This window comes from Actinoallomurus acanthiterrae (assembly GCF_054775715.1).
The window spans coordinates 11,017,254-11,033,524 of sequence record NZ_BAAHCO010000001.1; the positions used below are offsets into that span (position 1 = coordinate 11,017,254).

Consider the following 16,271-nt stretch of genomic DNA (forward strand, 5'->3'; position numbering starts at 1 on the left):
GCACACGGCCCTGCTTATCGTGGCAATCGGTAAAAGTTCACGAAAACCGCGCGAATGGCCTCTATATGCGCAACCTCTAACCTCCGCAGGCGGCCGTCAGCGACACCGCTTTGTCCTTGGTCCGGGCGCTGGGCGACGCACCTGCGGACGGCTGGTCACCGGCGCTCGGAGTCGCCGAGTCGCCCGGAGCCGCACTGCCGGAGGCGGCCGGAGACGCGGTCGGCTCCGACGACGGACCACTGGACGCGCCCGGTGCCGCGGAGGCACCGGCGGGCTGTGCCGACGCGGACGCCTCGGGATTCGTGGTCTCCTCACTGGCCGCGATCGCGTTCGTTGCCGCACGCCGCATGACGCCGACGTCCGGCCGGACGACGTGGAACTCCGGCGGCACGAACATCAGGCTCCTGATCTGCGCGCCGTGCTTCACCGTGCTCGACAGCTTGATGAGGGCGGGCAGCAGCTCGGCGGGGATGTTCGCCGAGATCGTCTTCTTCGCGGCGGCGGCGAGCTGCTGGAACCGCGTCAGCACCCGCTGCGGGTCGGCCTGCTCGGCGATCGCCTTCATCAGGCACTTCTGGCGGCCCATGCGGACGAAGTCGCTGCTCGCGGTACGCGAACGCCCGTACCAGAGCGCCTCCTTGCCGCCCAGTTCGCGGTCGCCGGCCTTGAGGACCCCGGTCGGCGCGCTGCCGTCCTCCGGGCCGCCGAAGGGGATGTCCTGGGCGATGTGCACCTTGACCCCGCCGATCGCGTCGACGATGTCGGCGAAGCCGAACAGGTTCACGAGGATGTAGTAGTCGATCGGCTGGCCGATGAGGTACGAGATCTCCTCCCGGACCAGTTCCGGCCCCCGGCGTCCCTTGTCGAAGCCGGGTACGAGCGAGGGGTCGTCCTCGGCGTCCTGGAACAGCTCGTTCAGCAGCCCTTCGTCACCCGGCGCGCCGACGCCGGTGAACCCGTCGGGCCAGCGGGAGCGCAGCCGCGGGATCATCGGGAAGTGCTGGAGGTTCCGGGGCAGGCTGAACAGCACCGTGTTCCCGGTCTTGGTGTCGACGCTCGCGACCGTCATGCTGTCCGTACGGACGCCGACGCGGTCGCCGGCCCCGTCGCCGCCGAGAAGCAGGATGTTGACCCGCGGCTTGTCCTTCCACGGGTCGTCCATGTTGACGGGCGGCTGCGGCCGCGCCTCGTCGCCATGGAAGATCGTGCCGATCGTGTCCCGCAGGGTGTACGTGCTGCGCGCGGCCCAGACGAGCGGCGAGCACACGCCGACGGCGAGCACGACGACCAGCGTGCCGGCGAGAACCCGCGCGGTCCGGGCCATGCCCCGGGGCCGTACGACCTGGTACGAGCGGACGACGATGCCGGCCCAGACGAGCGCGAGGGCCAGGATGCCGCCGGTGATGCCGGCCAGCCAGTCCCGCTGGACCGCGATCTGCTTGAGATCCCGCTGGTAGAGCAGGCCGACGACGACTCCCCCGCCGACGAGGACCGCGAACAGCCCCATGAGGAGGAATCCGGCGACACGGCGCCCGGCCCAGATGTGCGCCACGCCCCAGACCACGGCCGAGGCGACCGTCAGCCCCAGCGCGGACCCGAGCCCCCGGCGGGACCTCCCGCCGACGGCCGCGTCCCCGTCCGCCGGGCCGGTGTCGGGGAGCTCCGGCTCGGCGCCGTCATCGGCTCCCCCATCGGCGTCAGAGTCCGGACCGGCCTCCGCCGAAGCCGCGTCCTCACCGGCCGCGGGACCACCGTCGGCGACGGCGGCGTCCGGCCCGCCATCGGCCGCCAAAGCACCCGCGACCGCGTCGTCGGCGTCGGCGTCGGCGTCGGCGTCGGCAGGAGCGTCCCCGGCGTTCGCGGCCACGTCGTCATCCACAGAAGCGCCATCGCCGTCCGCGACCGCGTCGTCCTCGGCCGCACCTTCGCCGGGCGGCTCGCCGCTGTCAGTCGTGCTCGCAGCCGGCTCACCGCCACCGGCGGCGGCCGGGGCTGGCTTCTCGTCGGCCGCATCGGGGGCGCCCGCGCCGTCGCCGGCGACCGTGTCGAAAGTCTCATCGGCCGGGGCCGCGACCCGCGCGCCGTTACCAGCAGCCGCGGCCGCCGGGGGGCGCTTCGGCGCCGCCGCGGCCATCACGACGGAGACGCCGTCACCGGCGAGCGCGCCGCGCCGGCCGTCGGCGCCGACCTGCCCGCGTTTCGCCGTCGCCCCGGTCTCTACGGGGGCGGCCCCTGCCGTGGCGTCGGTCTCGGCAGCGGACCCTCCACCGGAACCACCTGCGGCGGAGCCGTCCTCCTCGTCCCGGCCCGAGGCGTCGCCGTCGGCGTCCTCGGCCGTGGCGTCACCCTCGGTGTCACCGGTGGCGGTGTCCTCCCCGCCGTCGGAGACGGCATCGACCGCGCGTTGTCCCATATGCACTCCTGTGTCCCAGCCTGACAGCCTAGATCCTTTACTAAGGGAGACCCGCTGGGCACCCGCTCGGTTCGCCGTACGGCCGAAGGAACACGAACGGCCGTACGACTGCGGTGTGGCGCGGTCGCCGTTTCAGCAACGAACAACACCGCCAAAGAATCCCTTAATGCCCGAAATATCCCGAATAATGCAACTAAGGACCTCGTCGGGGGGTTGCGGGTCGTTGCGACGAGAGCCCAAGGATCCCAGCGCCGAAGACCTCCGGCGAGCGTCGTGGGATGGCGGCGGGTCAGTGTCGCGCCAAGAGTTCGGTCCAGAGCGCGTCGACGAAAACGCGGAAAAGGAACGTACGGCCGAGCCGGGAGGCCGAGGTGAGGGACGCCCGGCGGAGCGACGCGGCGTCGCGAGGTCCATGGCGACGATCGGCCGATCCCGCACGGCGGGAATCGGGCCGTCGGCGCCCCCGAAGCCGAGCGGGGCGGGCCGATCCTGCGCCGTCCGGTGCGCGGGATCGATGTCAGGTCATGCCGCTCAGCAGTGCTTGACCAGGTTGACGTCGGAGAAGTCGGGGCCGTTCACCCGGAAGACGTGATTGCTCTTCTTGTGCGCCGGCGCCGTGAAGCAGGCGAACTGCTCGATCGTCCCGTGGCTGGTCTGCTTGTCGCCGGCGATGTGCATGGCGTGCGAGCAGTGGTTGTTGTAGTACACGGTCACCGTCACGTTGCCGCGCGCGTAGGAGTAGTTGAGCGTCTGCTGTGAACCCCCGCCGCAGGGGAAGCTCCCGCGGACCGTCTCCGCCTGGTACGTGCCCGCGTTCGCGGGCAGGGCGAGCCCGCCGACGACGGTGGCTGCGGTCGCCGCGATCAGAGCGGCCTTGACGCGTACGTTCATCCGACCTCCTTCAAGATCGTCCTTGACACGCGGCATGGTAACGATCTCAGGGGTGAAGGAGGCACGGTCTTACCTGCCGTTAAACCCCAGCTCCGATGACCGCTGGCGATCGCCGGCTTGGGAAAGGTGCCGCGATCGCCAACGGTCAGTACGCGGAATCAGGCATTCCAGGCCTTGGTGAACTCCGCGAGGTTGATGCGCCCGTCTCCGTCGCCATCGGCATGGGCGAAGATCGAGTTGATCTCGTCACCGCTGACCGCCTCGTGGCGGCGGGTCATGGCGAGTTTGAACTCCATCGCGGTGATGTATCCATCGCCGTCGTAATCGATCTCCTTGAAGGTCCGTGCGACCTCGTCGTCCGCCACCCTGAGCACCTCCTGTGAGCCGTACGCCCTCGGTATCGGCAGCGGACACGTTACGGCCGGGCCCGCCTTCACGTGAAGCGGTCCGTCCCGTGGCGCGGGTCCGGGCTCAGCTCCTGATCCGCTCCTCGAACCCGAATCAGGATCTTCGGCGGGGAGCCACGCCGACGGTCCGGTTACGGCGCCGACCCGGCGGCACGCGAAGCGACGGACGTCTCATGCACCGTCAGCCTTTGACCGCCCCCTGGGTGATGCCGTTGATGAAGCTGCGCTGGAATGTCAGGTAGACCAGGACGATCGGGGCGATGACGATCAGGCTGGCCGCCGCCAGCAAGGGGATGTCCGTCGAGTACTGACCGACGAAGAATCCCAGGCCCGTCGGCGCGGTCCGCCGGTCCGGGTTCTGCATCATGACCAGGACCAGGAGGAACTGGTTCCACGACCACATGAAGTACAGGACCGACAACGTGGTGATCGCCGGCCGGGAGATCGGCAGCAGCACACGCACCAGGACGACGAGGTCCCTGGCGCCGTCGATGCGCGCGGCCTCGACGAGTTCGCCGGGGACGCTCGAGAAGTGCGCCTGCATCCAGTAGACGCCGAACGGCATGAACAGCGCCGCCTCGGCCAGGATGATGCCGAGGTAGGAGTTGGTGAGGCCGACTTCGCGCAGGTTGAAGTAGAGCGCCACCACCACGAGCTCCACCGGGAGCGTGAGCCCGAGCACGAACCCGACCGACAGCGTCCGATTGCCCCAGACCTTGAGGATCGTCAGCCCGTACGCGGCGAGCGTGGCCAGTGCCACCGAGAGCGGCACCACGCAGACCGCGATCAAGACGCTGGAACGCATCAGGTCGGTGAAGTGGCCCCGCTCCCAGGCGAGCGTGAAGGTGCGCCACGACCAGTGCTCCGGGATGCTCAGCCCGCTGACCTGCGAACCTGGGGGGTGCAGGGCGGCCAGGACGATGCCGAAGAACGGCAGGAGCACCATGACCGCGAGCACGATGAGGATTCCGTACCTGACACCGGCACCGCCGCGTGTTCTCATCCCTTCTCCCTCGTGACGTACCGGATGGTGCTGACGACGGCGACCACGATCACGGTCAGCACGACGGCCAGCGCGCCGGCGCCGCCGATGTCGCCTTCGTTGAAGGCCAGCCGGTAGACCAGCAGGGCGGGCACGTTGGTCTGCCCGGCCGGGCCGCCGTTCGTGGTGACGAAGATGAGGTCGAAGCTCGCCAGGGCCGCGATCGTGGTGATGACCCCGGCGATCGTGATCTCCTTCCGCAGGCCGGGCAGGGTGACGTGGCGGAACTGCTGAACCGGCCCGGCACCGTCGAGGGCGGCCGCCTCGTAGAGAAACGGGTCGATCTTCTGTGCTCCGGCGAGGAGGAGCATCATGCACAGCCCGCTCATCGTCCAGGTCCCGATGAGTCCGAGCGCGACCAGCGCGAGGTGGTAGTCGCCCAGCCAGGCCCGGGTGAGCGAGTGCAGCCCCACCAGGTCGAGGATCTGGTTGACGAGGCCGGAATCGCTGTACATCCACCGCCAGGTCACGCCGACGGCGACGAGCGGCAGGACCTGCGGGAGGAAGAAGACGACCCGGAAGAACGTCATCCCCCGGCGTATCTTCCCCATGAGCAGGGCCGTCATGAGCAGCCCGACGGCGATCGGGATGACCGAGAAGAAGACGATCAACACCAGGCTGTGCAGGATGGCCTCGTAGAGCGCTGGATCCTGGAAGATCTTGACGTAGTTGCCCAGGCCCGCCGAGGTCGCGGGCAGGACACCGTCCCACTTCAGCAGGGACAGGCGCAGCGTGTTCAGCGCGGGCCAGATGGCGAACCCGAGGTACACCGCGAGCGCGGGCAGCACGTAGAACCAGCCACGTACCCGCCGGCTCCGGGGGGGGCACGGCCGCCGGCGGGCCCGTCCCCGCCGAGGGCCGGTGTGGCCCGCGGCGCGGAGACGGGTGTGGTCACGTCATGAACCATGGTGCTCGTCCCAGGACTTCTGCAGGGATCGCAGGAAGGCCTCGCCGGTCATCTTGCCGGTCATCAGGCCCTGGACGCCCGGGGTCAGCTTGTCGATCATGCCGGGAGACGCGAAGTCGGGGAACGGGACGATCCCGTTGCTCTGCGCCACCGGCGCGAAGTTGTCCGCGATCTGCCGACTCAGCCCCTTCGTGCCCAGTTCGGCCTTGGTGTCGACCGGCATGAACCCGCCATCGAACTGGATCTTCGCGGCCTCCGGCGAGTTCAGGTAGTCCAGGAACGCGGCGGCGACGTTGGGGTGCCTGGTCTTCGACGAGATGGCGTACGCGACGCTCGCCCCCGAGGCGACCTTCGCCGGTCCGCCCGACGCCGAGGGCATGAGGAAGAATCCGACGTCGTCCCCCATCGCGGACTCCAGAGCGGAGGCGGCCCAGTTTCCGGTCACCAGGAACGCGCTGTTGCCCTTGGCGAAGTTCGCCCGCGCGTCGTTGTCGGCCGTGGCGCTCGCCGACGGGGGGATGTACCCCTTGCGCACCCAGTCGGTCAGCGTCTGGGTGGCCTTCTTCGCGCCCTGGTTCTCGATCGTGGCGCCCGGCTGCCCGTACACCCAGGACCGGTAGGCGCCGACGTCGGGGGTGACGTTGAGCAGCGCGTTCCAGAGTTGGAACCCGCCGACCTCGAGCGCACCGACGCTCCGGGGAGGACACGGCCCCGGTCCCACGCGACCGAGGCCGGGTAGATCTCGATCGGCTCGCCGGGCGGATCGCCGGGGTCATCGAGCACGCGGCACCCGATCTGAAGATCGACCGGTTCACCGGGATGGCGATCGGCATCACCGGAATGCCGGGCCTGGTCAGGGACCCGGGCACGCTCTGGCATGCCCTTCGGGAGCGGTTCGACCTGGGGACGCTCGTCGTCGCCGGTGACGCGGTGACAACGCACGTCGGCGCCCTCGGCTTCCGGCCGGGTGTCGTCATCGCCGCCGGCACCGGTGTCATCACGCTCGGCACCGACCTGGACGGCATCTGGAACCAGTCCGACGGATGGGGCCATCTACTCGGCGACCACGGCGGCGGCTCCTGGATCGGCATGCAGGGCCTGCACGCCGCGCTACGCGCGCACGACGGCCGGGTCGGCGGGTCGGAGGCGTTGCTCGAACACCTGACGGCCCGCTTCGGGCACCCGCTCGACCTGGTGACGCTCGTCTACGAGTCAGACTCGGCGGCCCAGCTCCTCGCGTCGTTCGCATTGCCCGTCGCGGCGGCGGCCCGCGCGGGGGACCCGGTCGCCCGGCGGATCTGGAAGGAGGCCGGGCGGCAACTCGGCGAGACGGCTGCGGCCGCCGCGTCCGGACTCGAACCCGTCTTCTCCTGGGGGGGACGGATCTTCGACGCCGCCGACCTCCTGCTGGAGTCGTTCGAGAGCTCCGTCCGCTCCCTGCTCCCCGACGCCCGTTTCACCCCGCCCCGCGGCAACTCGGCCATCGGCGCGCTCGCCCTCGCTCAGGCCGCCGCGAACGGTTCGGTACGTCCCCGCTCCCCTTACCTGTATCTCTTCACCGCCCGATCGCCGGCACCGGACGCAGAGTCCATCCAGACGGAGACGGTCAGGGCGACCTGTCGTGCTCCCGGAGATGGGGATTAGATTGACTGCTGGGGGGAGGGGGCTGCCATGGCCGGTTCCCACTCGGCGCGCCCGGCGGGGAACCTCCCCGCCGATCTGACCAGCTTCGTGGGCCGCGGCCGCGAGATCAGTCTGGTGAAGCGGCTCGTCCGGCGGCATCGGCTGGTGACCGTGACCGGTGGACCAGGGGTCGGCAAGACCCGGCTGGCGCAGCGGGTGGCGCGGCAGTCGGCGAGTTCGTTCGCCGACGGTGTACGGCTGGTGGAGCTGGCCGCGCTGAAGGACGCGCGGTTCCTGACCCAGACCGTCGGGGACGCGGTCGGCGTGCCGGGTGAGTCGGGTTGTGCCGCGCGGGACGTCCTGACGCGGTTCCTGGTGGAGAAGGATCTTCTGCTGGTGCTGGACAACTGCGAGCACCTGGTGGACTCCTGCGCGCTCCTGGTGACCGAGTTGCTGCAGGCCGCTCCCGGGTTGCGGATCCTGGCGACCAGCCGGCAGGCGCTGCACGCGGCCGGGGAGTGGCTGGTGGAGTTGCCGCCGTTGCCGGTTCCGCAGGAAGAGCAGGGCGCGGCGGGACGCGACGACGCGGTGCGGTTGTTCGCCGAGCGCGCGGCCGCCGCGCTCCCGGGCTTCGCCGTCACCGCGGCGAGCCGTACGGAGGTCGCCGAGATCTGCCGGCGCCTGGACGGCATCCCCCTGGCGATCGAACTGGCCGCCGTACGGGTGCGGGCCATGCCCGTCGAGGCGATCCTGGCCCGGCTCGGAGAACACTCGTTGCAGGCCCTGGGCGCCGGGGCGCAGATGGCGACGCCACGGCTCCAGACGATGCAGGCGGCGATCGACTGGAGCTTCCACCTGTGTTCGAAGGCGGAGCAGCGATTGTGGACGCGGGCATCGGTGTTCAGCGGCGGCTTCGACATCGGCGACGCCGAGCAGGTCTGTTCCGGCGACGGGATCGAAGACGTGGACGTGTTCACGCTTCTGGCCGGCCTGGTCGACAAGTCCGTGCTGGTCTCTTCGCCGGCCGGGCAGGTCGCCAGGTACCGGATGCTGGAGCCGATCCGTGAGTACGGCGCCCAGCGCCTGACTCCTTCCGGTGAGGCCAGGGCCGTACGGACGCGTCACCGGGATCACTTCGCGGAGGTGGCCCGGCAGTCGGAACACCTGTTCCTGAGCTCAGCGGAACTAGCGGGGTTCGACCGGCTGGGAGCCGACTACTCCAACGTGCGGTCCGCACTGGAGTTCTGCGTCAGCGAGCCCGGTCAGGCGGGCGACGGGCTGCGCGTCGCCTGCTCCCTGTGGCATTACTGGACCACGGCGGTCCGCCATCGGGAGGGGCGATACTGGCTCGACCGGACCCTGTCCCTCAACCCCGAGCCGAGCCCGGCACGGGCCAAGGCCCTCTGGGTGAACGCCTGGCTGGCTCTCCTGCTGGCCGAATGGGATGCTGCGCAGTCCCTGATCGACCAGTCCCTCGCCTTGGCCGAACGCCTGGGCGACGACTCCGCGTGGGCCCATGCCACCATGCTCCGCGGCATGCACACGTTCTTCTGCGACGATCTGCACTGTGCGGTGACCTTCTTCGAGGACGCCCTCACCCGCCTGCGGGTGCTCGACGACCGCGTGGGCGTGTGGATGACCCTGCGCTTCCTGACGTACGGCACCGCGCTCCTCGGCGAGGCCGACCGTTCCCGGGTCTTCGGCGAGCAGTGCCTGGAGATGGCGGACCGGGCCGGCGCACCGGTGACGTACGCCCGGTCCCTAGGGCTGTGCGGTGTCGCCAACTGGTTGATCGGCGACCGCGAGCGGGCGACCTGGCTGGCCCGGGAAAGGCTCCGGGTCTCCCCCCACATCGACGGGTGGGGCATCGCCCACTGCCTGGAAGTCCTCGCCTGGGACGCCGGCACCCGTCATGATTTCGAAGCCGCCGCCCGGCTGCTCGGTTGCGCCCACGCGATCTGGCGGTTCACCGCGGCGCCCCTGACCCAGCGGCACCTGGCCGCCGACCACCGGCTCTGCGAGGAGCGCACCCGGGCGGCGCTGGGCGGGGACGCATACGCCAAGCTCTTCGACGAGGGCGTCAGGCTCCCCATCGACCGAGCCCTCACCTACGCCGTCGCCGACGACCCGTGACCAGCGAACGCCGGGGGCGCGGGACAGTGGGCCACCGGCACGTCACCGCCTGAGTGCGGACACGGTCAGGCGGGCTGCCACAGCTCGACCCGATTGCCCGCAGGATCGGTGACCGACGTGCCGCCGCCGAGGGCGCAACACAAGATCAAAAAAGCCCAACCCGCAGGGGGTGTGGGGGCGAAGCCCCCACACCGGGGGTTCCAGGGGGTCGCCCCCTGGACAGAAATGACGAAGGACCAGAGGGGAAGCGGCTCTGCCGCGACCACACTGGTCCCAGGTCCGAAGGTGGAGCTGAGGGGATTTGAACCCCTGACCCCCTCGATGCGAACGAGGTGCGCTACCGGACTGCGCTACAGCCCCAAGGACGAGGTAAGGCTAGCAAACATTGGGCACTGCTCGCGCATCGGTTACCTGGTGTTGCCGATCACACCGGATCAGTCGCCGACGGCGCGCTGGTCGGTGTACTGGTCGTAGACCTCTTCCTGCGGCCGCTCGGGCATGGTGATGACCTCGGCGGTGCGCTGGGCCTCGCGGGCGAGGCGGGCCTGCTCCTCTGCCTCCTCCGCGCGGCGGCGTTCGGCTTCCATCGCGCGAAGGCGGGCGAGGTGGCGGGCGCGGCGGCGTTCGGCGTCCACCTTGAACGCGATGCGCAGCAGCGTCAGGTGGCCGACCAGCAGGACGGCCGGGGGCGCGATGAACCACCACGGCGTGACGCCGGCGACGACGGTGGCGACGGCGGTGAGCACCAGCAGGAGGAGGCCGACGGTGCGGCGTCGGCGGCGGGCGATGACGGCGGCGCGGCTCGCTCGTCTGCGGGCGGCCTGGCGGGCCTGCGGGGCCGGGACGGGCTGGTCCTCGGGCAGGGCCTCGGGTGGGGCCTCGTCAACGTTGTCGGCGACCTCGGCGGGCGACTCCGCCAGGGTGTCGGTGTCCTCGTCGAAGCGGCGCTGCCGGGTGCGGGAACCGTCACGGCGGAGCCACATGGGGACCAGGACGATGCCCCACACGGCTACGATCGCGAGATAGAGGAGTGCGCTGCTCATCAGCCCTCCTCGTAGACGCGTCCAGGCCGCAGGCTGACCTCGCAGACGCGCTCGCTCACGTCCCGCACGCTAAGACCCACCGTCAGTGGTTGACGAGCATTAGGGGCGGTGTGTCGCGAGATCGGATCGTTCCTGAAACTTTCCTGACCGAAAGTTTCCGAACGACATGATCACGACGTGCGGCACCTGGCTCAATGGTCTCCGGAGTACGCCCGCGTGAACATCACATTCCGGCATCCGCGGCGTCACCGCGCGATCAAGGCGTCAGCGGGGGAACGCCTGGCGGGTGCTGGCGCGCCAGCGGGCCATCAGGCCGCCGGGGATGTCCTCGGTCGTCAGCGCGTAGCAGATGTGGTCGCGCCAGGCCCCGTCGATGTGCAGGTGGCGCCGGCGGACGCCCTCCTCACGGAAGCCGAGTTTGTCGACGACCCGACGGCTGGCGGTGTTCTCGGGACGGATGTTGGCCTCGACTCGGTGCAGGCCGACGTTGAAGAAGGCGTGATCGACGGCGAGGGCGACGGCGGTCGGCATGACGCCGCGGCCGGCGACGGCCTTGTCGACCCAGTAACCGATCTGCGCCGAGCGGGCGGAGCCCCAGACGATGGCGCCGATGGTGAGCTGCCCGGCGAACGCCCCGTCGTAGGTGACGACCCAGGGCAGCGCGAGGCCGTGCCGCGCCTCGCGGCGCATCGTCTGCACCATGCTGAGGTAGGGGCCGAGGCCGCTGCGGAACAGCGGGGTCTCGGGGTTGGTGGGCTCCCAGGGCCGCAGCCATTCGGCGTTGCGGATCCGCACCTCTCGCCAGGTCGACGCGTCGCGCAGCCGCAAGGGCCGCAGCCCGACCGGCCCCTCGTTCAGGTTGGCCGGCCAACCCCGCATGCGTTCCACACTCCCATGATTCCCCGGGGACGGGCCTGACGCCATCCTCGTTCAGGGTGTGCGTGGATGGTCGCCGCCGCCGATCTGGTCCACGGCGTGTCCCAGCACCTCGCCGAGCACGGCCATGCCGTCGCGCACCCCACCTGTCGAACCGGGCAGGTTGACGATCAGGGTACGTCCGGCGACGCCCGCGAGGCCACGGGAGAGGATCGCGGACGGGACCTTCTCGCGGCCCGTGAGCCGGATGGCCTCGGCGATGCCGGGAATCTCGCGCTCGATGACGCGCCGGGTCATCTCGGGCGTACGGTCGGTCGGGGTGAGGCCCGTGCCGCCGCTGGTGACGACGGCGTCGTAGCCCTGGGCGACGGCGTCGCGCAGGACCTTCTCCACCGGCTCGCCGTCGGGGACGACGACGGGTCCGTCGACCTCGCAGCCCAGGTCCCGCAGCAGCCCGACGAGGACGGGCCCGGAGCGGTCCTCGTAGACGCCGGCGGACGCGCGGTTCGACACGGTCACCGCCAGCGCCCTGATCGCCGTCACCGCCGCCTCCGGACGTCGGCCTTCTCGACCGCCAGCGCCCTGATCGCCGTCACGGCCGCCGCCAGAGGCCGGTCTTGCCGCCGGTCTTCTCCTCGACGCGGACGTCGGTGATCACAGCGGCGGGGTCGACCGCCTTGACCATGTCGATGAGGGCGAGGCCGGCGACGGACACGCAGGTCAGCGCCTCCATCTCCACGCCCGTACGGTCGGCGGTGCGCACCTGCGCGGAGATCGCCACGCCGTCGTCCTGGACGGTCAGGTCGACCGTGACGCCGTGGATGGCGATCGGGTGGCAGAGCGGGACGAGGTCGGGAGTGCGCTTGGCCGCCTGGATGCCCGCGATGCGGGCGACGGCGAGGGCGTCGCCCTTGGGGACGTTCCCGGCGCGCAGGGCGGCGACGCACTCCGCGGACAGCCGGACGAAGCCGGTGGCCGTGGCCGTACGCGCCGAGACCTCCTTGGCGGAGACGTCGACCATGCGGGCGGCCCCGGACTCGTCGAGATGGGAGAAACCGGTCATGGCAGCTCCAGCACGTCGACGTTGTCCCCTGCCTGGAGGTCGGTGACGTCCTCGGGCACGACGATCAGCGCGTTCGAGGACGCCAGCGCGGACACCTGGTGGGAGCCCTGCGCCTCCGCCGGGACCACCCGGTGATTCCCGTCCTCGTCGGTGGAGAGCTCCGCGCGCAGGTAGTGCCGCAGGCCCTCCGGCGAGCTGATCGGCGAAGCGAGGTGGGCCCGTACGGTCCTCGGCGGCGCGGGCGGCAGGCCCTGCAGCGCGCGCAGCGCCGGCCGGACGAACACCTGGAAGGAGACGTACGCGCTGACCGGGTTGCCGGGCAGGGTGAAAACGGGGACGCGGTCGTCGAGCAGGCCGAAGCCCTGCGGCTTGCCGGGCCGCATCGCGACCTTCTCGAACCGCATGGTCCCCAGCCCCGACAGCACCTCCTTGACGACGTCGCGGGCGCCCATGCTGACCCCGCCCGAGGTGATGATCAGGTCGGCGTAGGCGAGCTGCTCCTCGATCCTGGCGAGCACCTCGCGCGGGTCGTCTCCGACGGTGCCCTGCCGGAAGCCCACGCCGCCCGCCTCGGTGACGGCGGCGGTCAGCGCGAAGCTGTTGGACTCCCAGATCTGGCCGGGCCCGACCGGGCGGCCGGGCTCGATCAGCTCGCTGCCGGTGGACAGCACGGCGACGCGGGGCCGGGGGCGTACGAGGACGCGGGCCCGGCCGATGGCGGCGAGCATGCCGATCTGCGCGGGCCCGAGCCGGGTGCCTTCCGGGAGGACGGTCTGCCCGGCGGTGACGTCCTCGCCGGCGCGCCGGATGTAGTGGCCGGCCGTGGCGGACCGCCGGATCGTCACCTTGGCGGTGCCGCCGTCGGTCCACTCGACCGGGACGATGGCGTCCGCGCCCCCGGGCAGGGGCGCTCCGGTCATGATCCGGGCGCACAGGCCCGGGCCGATGCCGTACGCGCCCTGGTCGCCGGCGGCGATGTCGCCGACGACCGACAGGGTCACGGGTGATGTCTCGGCCGCGGACGCGACGTCCGAGGCCAGCACCGCGTAGCCGTCCATGGCGGAGTTGTCGAACGGCGGCAGGTCGACGGGTGCGGTGACGGGCTCGGCGAGGACGCCGCCGTATGACTCCGGCAGGGCCAGCTCCAGGGGCGGAAGCTCCCGTATCGCCCCCAGGATGTCCGCCAGATGTTCATCTACCTGTTTCATCGTGTTTCGCCACGAACTCGCGCAGCCACGGCAGGAACTCGTCGGCCAGCTCGGGCCGGTCCGCCGCGAACTGCACCACGGTGCGCAGGTAGTCGAGTTTGTTGCCGGTGTCGTAACGCCGGCCGCGGAACAGCACGCCGTGCACCGGGCCGCCCTCGGAGCGGTCCCGCTGGGCGAGCGTCAGCAGCGCGTCGGTGAGCTGGATCTCGCCGCCCCGGCCGGGCGGGGTCTTCTCCAGCACGTCGAAGATCGCCGGGTCGCAGACGTAGCGGCCGATGATGATCCACCGGCTGGGGGCCTCCCCCGGCACCGGCTTCTCGACGAGGTCGGTCACACGGACGACGTCGTTCTCGTCGGTCGGCTCGATCGCGGCGCAGCCGTACAGCGACACCTGCTCGGGCTCGACCTCCATCAGCGCCACCACGCTGCCGCCGTGCCTCTCCCGTACCTCCAGCATGCGCTGCAGGAGCGGGTCGCGCTCGTCGATCAGGTCGTCGCCGAGCAGCACGGCGAAGGGCTCGTGCCCGACGTGCCGCTGGGCGCAGTGGACGGCGTGCCCGAGTCCCTTGGGCTCGCCCTGGCGCACGTAGTGCACGTCCGCGAGCTCGCTGGACTCCCGCACGGTGGCGAGCCGCTCGGGGTCGTCCTTGGCGCGCAGGGCCTCCTCCAGCTCGTACGCGCGGTCGAAGTGATCCTCGATCGGCCGCTTCCCACGGCCCGTGATCAGCAGGATGTCGTCGAGCCCGGCGGCGACGGCCTCCTCGACGACGTACTGGATCGCCGGCTTGTCGACGATCGGGAGCATCTCCTTGGGCGTCGCCTTGGTGGCGGGCAGGAACCGCGTGCCAAGGCCGGCAGCGGGAACGACCGCCTTGGTGACGGATACGTGGTCGGCCATGACAAGACCCTAACCGTCGATCGGGCCGGTTCAGCGGACGGTCCCCCCGTGCGGCGCTCATCTTCACGGAGATCTCACTCTGATTTCACGGGACAATGGAGACGTGCGCGACACGACCGAGGACAAGACGGCCCTGCGTTCGGATCTGCTGGCGGCCCGCGCCCGCCTCACACCCGACGAACGCACCGCCGCCGGGCGGCTGTTGCGCGACAACGTTCTGACGCTGCCGGAGGCGGAGATGGCCGGCACCGTCGCCGCGTACGTCTCGGTCGGCACCGAGCCGGCCACACAGAGCCTGCTGTTCGCGCTGTGGAAGCGCGGGACGTACGTCCTCGTCCCCCGGCTGCTGCCGGACGGTGACCTCGACTGGGCCTCCTACGAGGGCCCCGAGTCCCTGGAGCCGGGGCGTTTCGGCCTGCTGGAGCCCACCGAGCCCGCACGGGGCCCGGAGGCGATCCGCAGCGCCGACCTGGTGATCGTGCCCGCGCTGGCGGTGACGTCGACGGGTGTGCGCCTCGGACGCGGCGGCGGCTCGTACGACCGGGCGCTGGCCCGCGTCGCCGAGGGCATCCTCACGATCGCGCCGGTGTACGACACCGAGCTGGTCGACGCCCTTCCCGCCGAGCCGCACGACCGGCCGGTACGGGCGGCGGTCACGCCATCGGGCGGCCTCGTCCGGTTCACCGCGACGGGGGCAGGCGCATGAGCGACCGTTTCAAGCTGCTCGCGCTCCCGCCCCTCGGCGCCGACCTGATCCACCATGTCTTCGACCCGCTCGGCGCCGACGTCACCGTGCCCGCCGAGCGGAGCCGCGAGGCCCTGCACTCGCTGCTGGCCGACGCGGAGCTGGTCGTCGGCGACTTCACCGGCGAGCTCGCGATCGACGCCGCCGCCGTGGCGGCCGCACCACACCTGGCGTTCGTGCAGATGCCGTCCGTCGGAGTCGACTCGCTCGACGTCGACGCGCTGACCGCCGCCGGGGTTCCCGTGGCCAACACCGCCGGGGCGAACGCCCGGTCCGTGGCCGAGTGGGCCCTGAGCGCCGCGCTGAACCTGTCCCGGCAGCTCTCGTGGGCGGACCGGCGCATGCGTGAGGGCGGCTGGCCGCAGCTGGAGGCCGCCGCGCGCGGCTCGGACGAGCTGGCGAATCGCCGCGTCGGCGTGCTCGGCATGGGCGCGATCGGCGCGGAGGCGGCGCGGCTGTTCGAGGCGCTCGGCTGCCAGGTCGCGTACTGGTCGCGGCGACGCCGGGACACCGGCGTCTACAAGGAGATCGACGACCTGCTGGCCGGCTCCGACATCCTCGTCGTCTGTCTGCCGCGCACTCCGGAGACCGTCGGCCTGCTCGACTCCCGGCGGCTCGCGCTGCTGCCGGCGGGCGCCTTCCTGGTCAACGTGGCGCGGGGCGGCATCGCGCCGGACGCCGACGTGCTCGCCGCGCTGGAGAGCGGCCGGCTGGCCGGGGCGGCACTCGACGTCTACGACGACGAGCCGCTGCCCGCCGATCACCCGTTCCGGCGGCACGAGAACGTCCTGCTGTCCCCGCACGCCGCGGGCTCGACCAGACAGTCGCAGCTGAACATCATCACGGCCGTGATCGACAACATCCGGGCGGCCGTCGAGGGCCGCCCGGTGGCGAACGTCGTCAACGGCCTCGACTCACTCATCCGCCACCGTTAGGACCCGCGTCCCGGGGCCATCCGGCCCTGCGGGCCTACGGCGAACACGCGAACACACGTCAGTGGTCGCGCAATCCCGCGCGACCGC

At 71.2% G+C, this 16,271-nt stretch carries 16 protein-coding genes and 1 tRNA gene; 4 read left to right on the plus strand and 13 right to left on the minus strand.

Annotated elements, in window-relative coordinates; all coding sequences use genetic code 11:
* Nucleotides 1–76: 76 nt before the first annotated feature.
* The 6 genes from ACYVF7_RS51910 to ACYVF7_RS51935 all read right to left on the minus strand — a co-directional run bounded on the left by ACYVF7_RS51910 (nt 77) and on the right by ACYVF7_RS51935 (nt 6,381).
* Nucleotides 77–2,413, minus strand: a complete 2,337-nt coding sequence (locus tag ACYVF7_RS51910; RefSeq protein WP_460354569.1) for an LCP family protein — start codon at nt 2,411–2,413, stop codon at nt 77–79.
* 531 nt (nt 2,414–2,944) lie between these two features.
* A complete protein-coding gene (locus tag ACYVF7_RS51915) occupies nt 2,945–3,304 on the minus strand; it encodes a hypothetical protein (RefSeq protein WP_460354571.1) in 360 nt (119 codons plus the stop codon).
* Nucleotides 3,305–3,462: 158 nt separating this feature from the next.
* Nucleotides 3,463–3,669: an EF-hand domain-containing protein gene (locus tag ACYVF7_RS51920; protein WP_460354574.1), complete on the minus strand. Its 207-nt coding sequence runs from the start codon at nt 3,667–3,669 to the stop codon at nt 3,463–3,465.
* 223 nt (nt 3,670–3,892) lie between these two features.
* Nucleotides 3,893–4,714, minus strand: coding sequence for a carbohydrate ABC transporter permease (locus ACYVF7_RS51925; protein ID WP_460354577.1), 822 nt, complete (start codon nt 4,712–4,714; stop codon nt 3,893–3,895).
* Nucleotides 4,711–5,541 (minus strand): carbohydrate ABC transporter permease, encoded by an 831-nt coding sequence (locus ACYVF7_RS51930; protein WP_460354580.1) that lies wholly within the window; start codon nt 5,539–5,541, stop codon nt 4,711–4,713. Before ACYVF7_RS51930 ends, ACYVF7_RS51925 begins: the two co-directional genes overlap by 4 nt.
* Before the next feature lie 108 nt (nt 5,542–5,649).
* Complete coding sequence (locus tag ACYVF7_RS51935; RefSeq protein ID WP_460354582.1) at nt 5,650–6,381, minus strand: extracellular solute-binding protein; 732 nt, start codon at nt 6,379–6,381, stop codon at nt 5,650–5,652.
* Between the two features lie 41 nt (nt 6,382–6,422).
* On the opposite strand from ACYVF7_RS51935, the gene ACYVF7_RS51940 reads away from it, so the two are divergent.
* On the plus strand, nt 6,423–7,304 hold the full coding sequence (locus tag ACYVF7_RS51940) for a BadF/BadG/BcrA/BcrD ATPase family protein (RefSeq protein WP_460358562.1): 882 nt from the start codon (nt 6,423–6,425) through the stop codon (nt 7,302–7,304).
* Between the two features lie 27 nt (nt 7,305–7,331).
* On the plus strand, nt 7,332–9,416 hold the full coding sequence (locus ACYVF7_RS51945) for an ATP-binding protein (RefSeq protein ID WP_460354583.1): 2,085 nt from the start codon (nt 7,332–7,334) through the stop codon (nt 9,414–9,416).
* A 286-nt stretch (nt 9,417–9,702) separates the two neighbouring features.
* Here the strand turns inward: ACYVF7_RS51945 and ACYVF7_RS51950 are convergent.
* From ACYVF7_RS51950 to galU, 7 genes are all read right to left on the minus strand, one after another.
* Nucleotides 9,703–9,776, minus strand: a tRNA-Ala gene (locus ACYVF7_RS51950).
* A 74-nt stretch (nt 9,777–9,850) separates the two neighbouring features.
* Nucleotides 9,851–10,459: a divisome protein SepX/GlpR gene (gene sepX / locus ACYVF7_RS51955; protein ID WP_460354586.1), complete on the minus strand. Its 609-nt coding sequence runs from the start codon at nt 10,457–10,459 to the stop codon at nt 9,851–9,853.
* A 264-nt stretch (nt 10,460–10,723) separates the two neighbouring features.
* Complete coding sequence (locus ACYVF7_RS51960) at nt 10,724–11,338, minus strand: GNAT family N-acetyltransferase (RefSeq protein ID WP_460358565.1); 615 nt, start codon at nt 11,336–11,338, stop codon at nt 10,724–10,726.
* 51 nt (nt 11,339–11,389) lie between these two features.
* Complete coding sequence (locus ACYVF7_RS51965; RefSeq protein ID WP_460354587.1) at nt 11,390–11,878, minus strand: MogA/MoaB family molybdenum cofactor biosynthesis protein; 489 nt, start codon at nt 11,876–11,878, stop codon at nt 11,390–11,392.
* A 49-nt stretch (nt 11,879–11,927) separates the two neighbouring features.
* Complete coding sequence (gene moaC / locus ACYVF7_RS51970; RefSeq protein ID WP_460354590.1) at nt 11,928–12,398, minus strand: cyclic pyranopterin monophosphate synthase MoaC; 471 nt, start codon at nt 12,396–12,398, stop codon at nt 11,928–11,930.
* Nucleotides 12,395–13,606, minus strand: a complete 1,212-nt coding sequence (gene glp / locus ACYVF7_RS51975) for a molybdotransferase-like divisome protein Glp (protein WP_460354593.1) — start codon at nt 13,604–13,606, stop codon at nt 12,395–12,397. Before glp ends, moaC begins: the two co-directional genes overlap by 4 nt.
* Nucleotides 13,590–14,504: a UTP--glucose-1-phosphate uridylyltransferase GalU gene (gene galU, locus ACYVF7_RS51980; protein WP_460354595.1), complete on the minus strand. Its 915-nt coding sequence runs from the start codon at nt 14,502–14,504 to the stop codon at nt 13,590–13,592. Before galU ends, glp begins: the two co-directional genes overlap by 17 nt.
* Nucleotides 14,505–14,607: 103 nt before the next feature.
* Between galU and ACYVF7_RS51985 the strand changes: the two genes are divergently transcribed.
* Both ACYVF7_RS51985 and ACYVF7_RS51990 read left to right on the plus strand, forming a co-directional pair.
* A complete protein-coding gene (locus ACYVF7_RS51985; RefSeq protein ID WP_460354597.1) occupies nt 14,608–15,210 on the plus strand; it encodes a 5-formyltetrahydrofolate cyclo-ligase in 603 nt (200 codons plus the stop codon).
* Nucleotides 15,207–16,184 (plus strand): NAD(P)-dependent oxidoreductase, encoded by a 978-nt coding sequence (locus tag ACYVF7_RS51990; protein ID WP_460354599.1) that lies wholly within the window; start codon nt 15,207–15,209, stop codon nt 16,182–16,184. The genes ACYVF7_RS51985 and ACYVF7_RS51990 overlap by 4 nt, the downstream gene beginning before the upstream one ends.
* Nucleotides 16,185–16,271 lie beyond the last annotated feature (87 nt).

Coding starts and splice junctions, on each gene's coding strand:
- ACYVF7_RS51910 (WP_460354569.1), bottom strand. CDS start 2,413: ATGGGACAACGCGCGGTCGATGCCGTCTCCGACGGCGGGGAGGACACC.
- ACYVF7_RS51915 (WP_460354571.1), bottom strand. CDS start 3,304: ATGAACGTACGCGTCAAGGCCGCTCTGATCGCGGCGACCGCAGCCACC.
- ACYVF7_RS51925 (WP_460354577.1), bottom strand. CDS start 4,714: ATGAGAACACGCGGCGGTGCCGGTGTCAGGTACGGAATCCTCATCGTG.
- ACYVF7_RS51945 (WP_460354583.1), top strand. CDS start 7,332: ATGGCCGGTTCCCACTCGGCGCGCCCGGCGGGGAACCTCCCCGCCGAT.
- sepX (WP_460354586.1), bottom strand. CDS start 10,459: ATGAGCAGCGCACTCCTCTATCTCGCGATCGTAGCCGTGTGGGGCATC.
- ACYVF7_RS51960 (WP_460358565.1), bottom strand. CDS start 11,338: ATGCGGGGTTGGCCGGCCAACCTGAACGAGGGGCCGGTCGGGCTGCGG.
- moaC (WP_460354590.1), bottom strand. CDS start 12,398: ATGACCGGTTTCTCCCATCTCGACGAGTCCGGGGCCGCCCGCATGGTC.
- glp (WP_460354593.1), bottom strand. CDS start 13,606: ATGAAACAGGTAGATGAACATCTGGCGGACATCCTGGGGGCGATACGG.
- galU (WP_460354595.1), bottom strand. CDS start 14,504: ATGGCCGACCACGTATCCGTCACCAAGGCGGTCGTTCCCGCTGCCGGC.
- ACYVF7_RS51990 (WP_460354599.1), top strand. CDS start 15,207: ATGAGCGACCGTTTCAAGCTGCTCGCGCTCCCGCCCCTCGGCGCCGAC.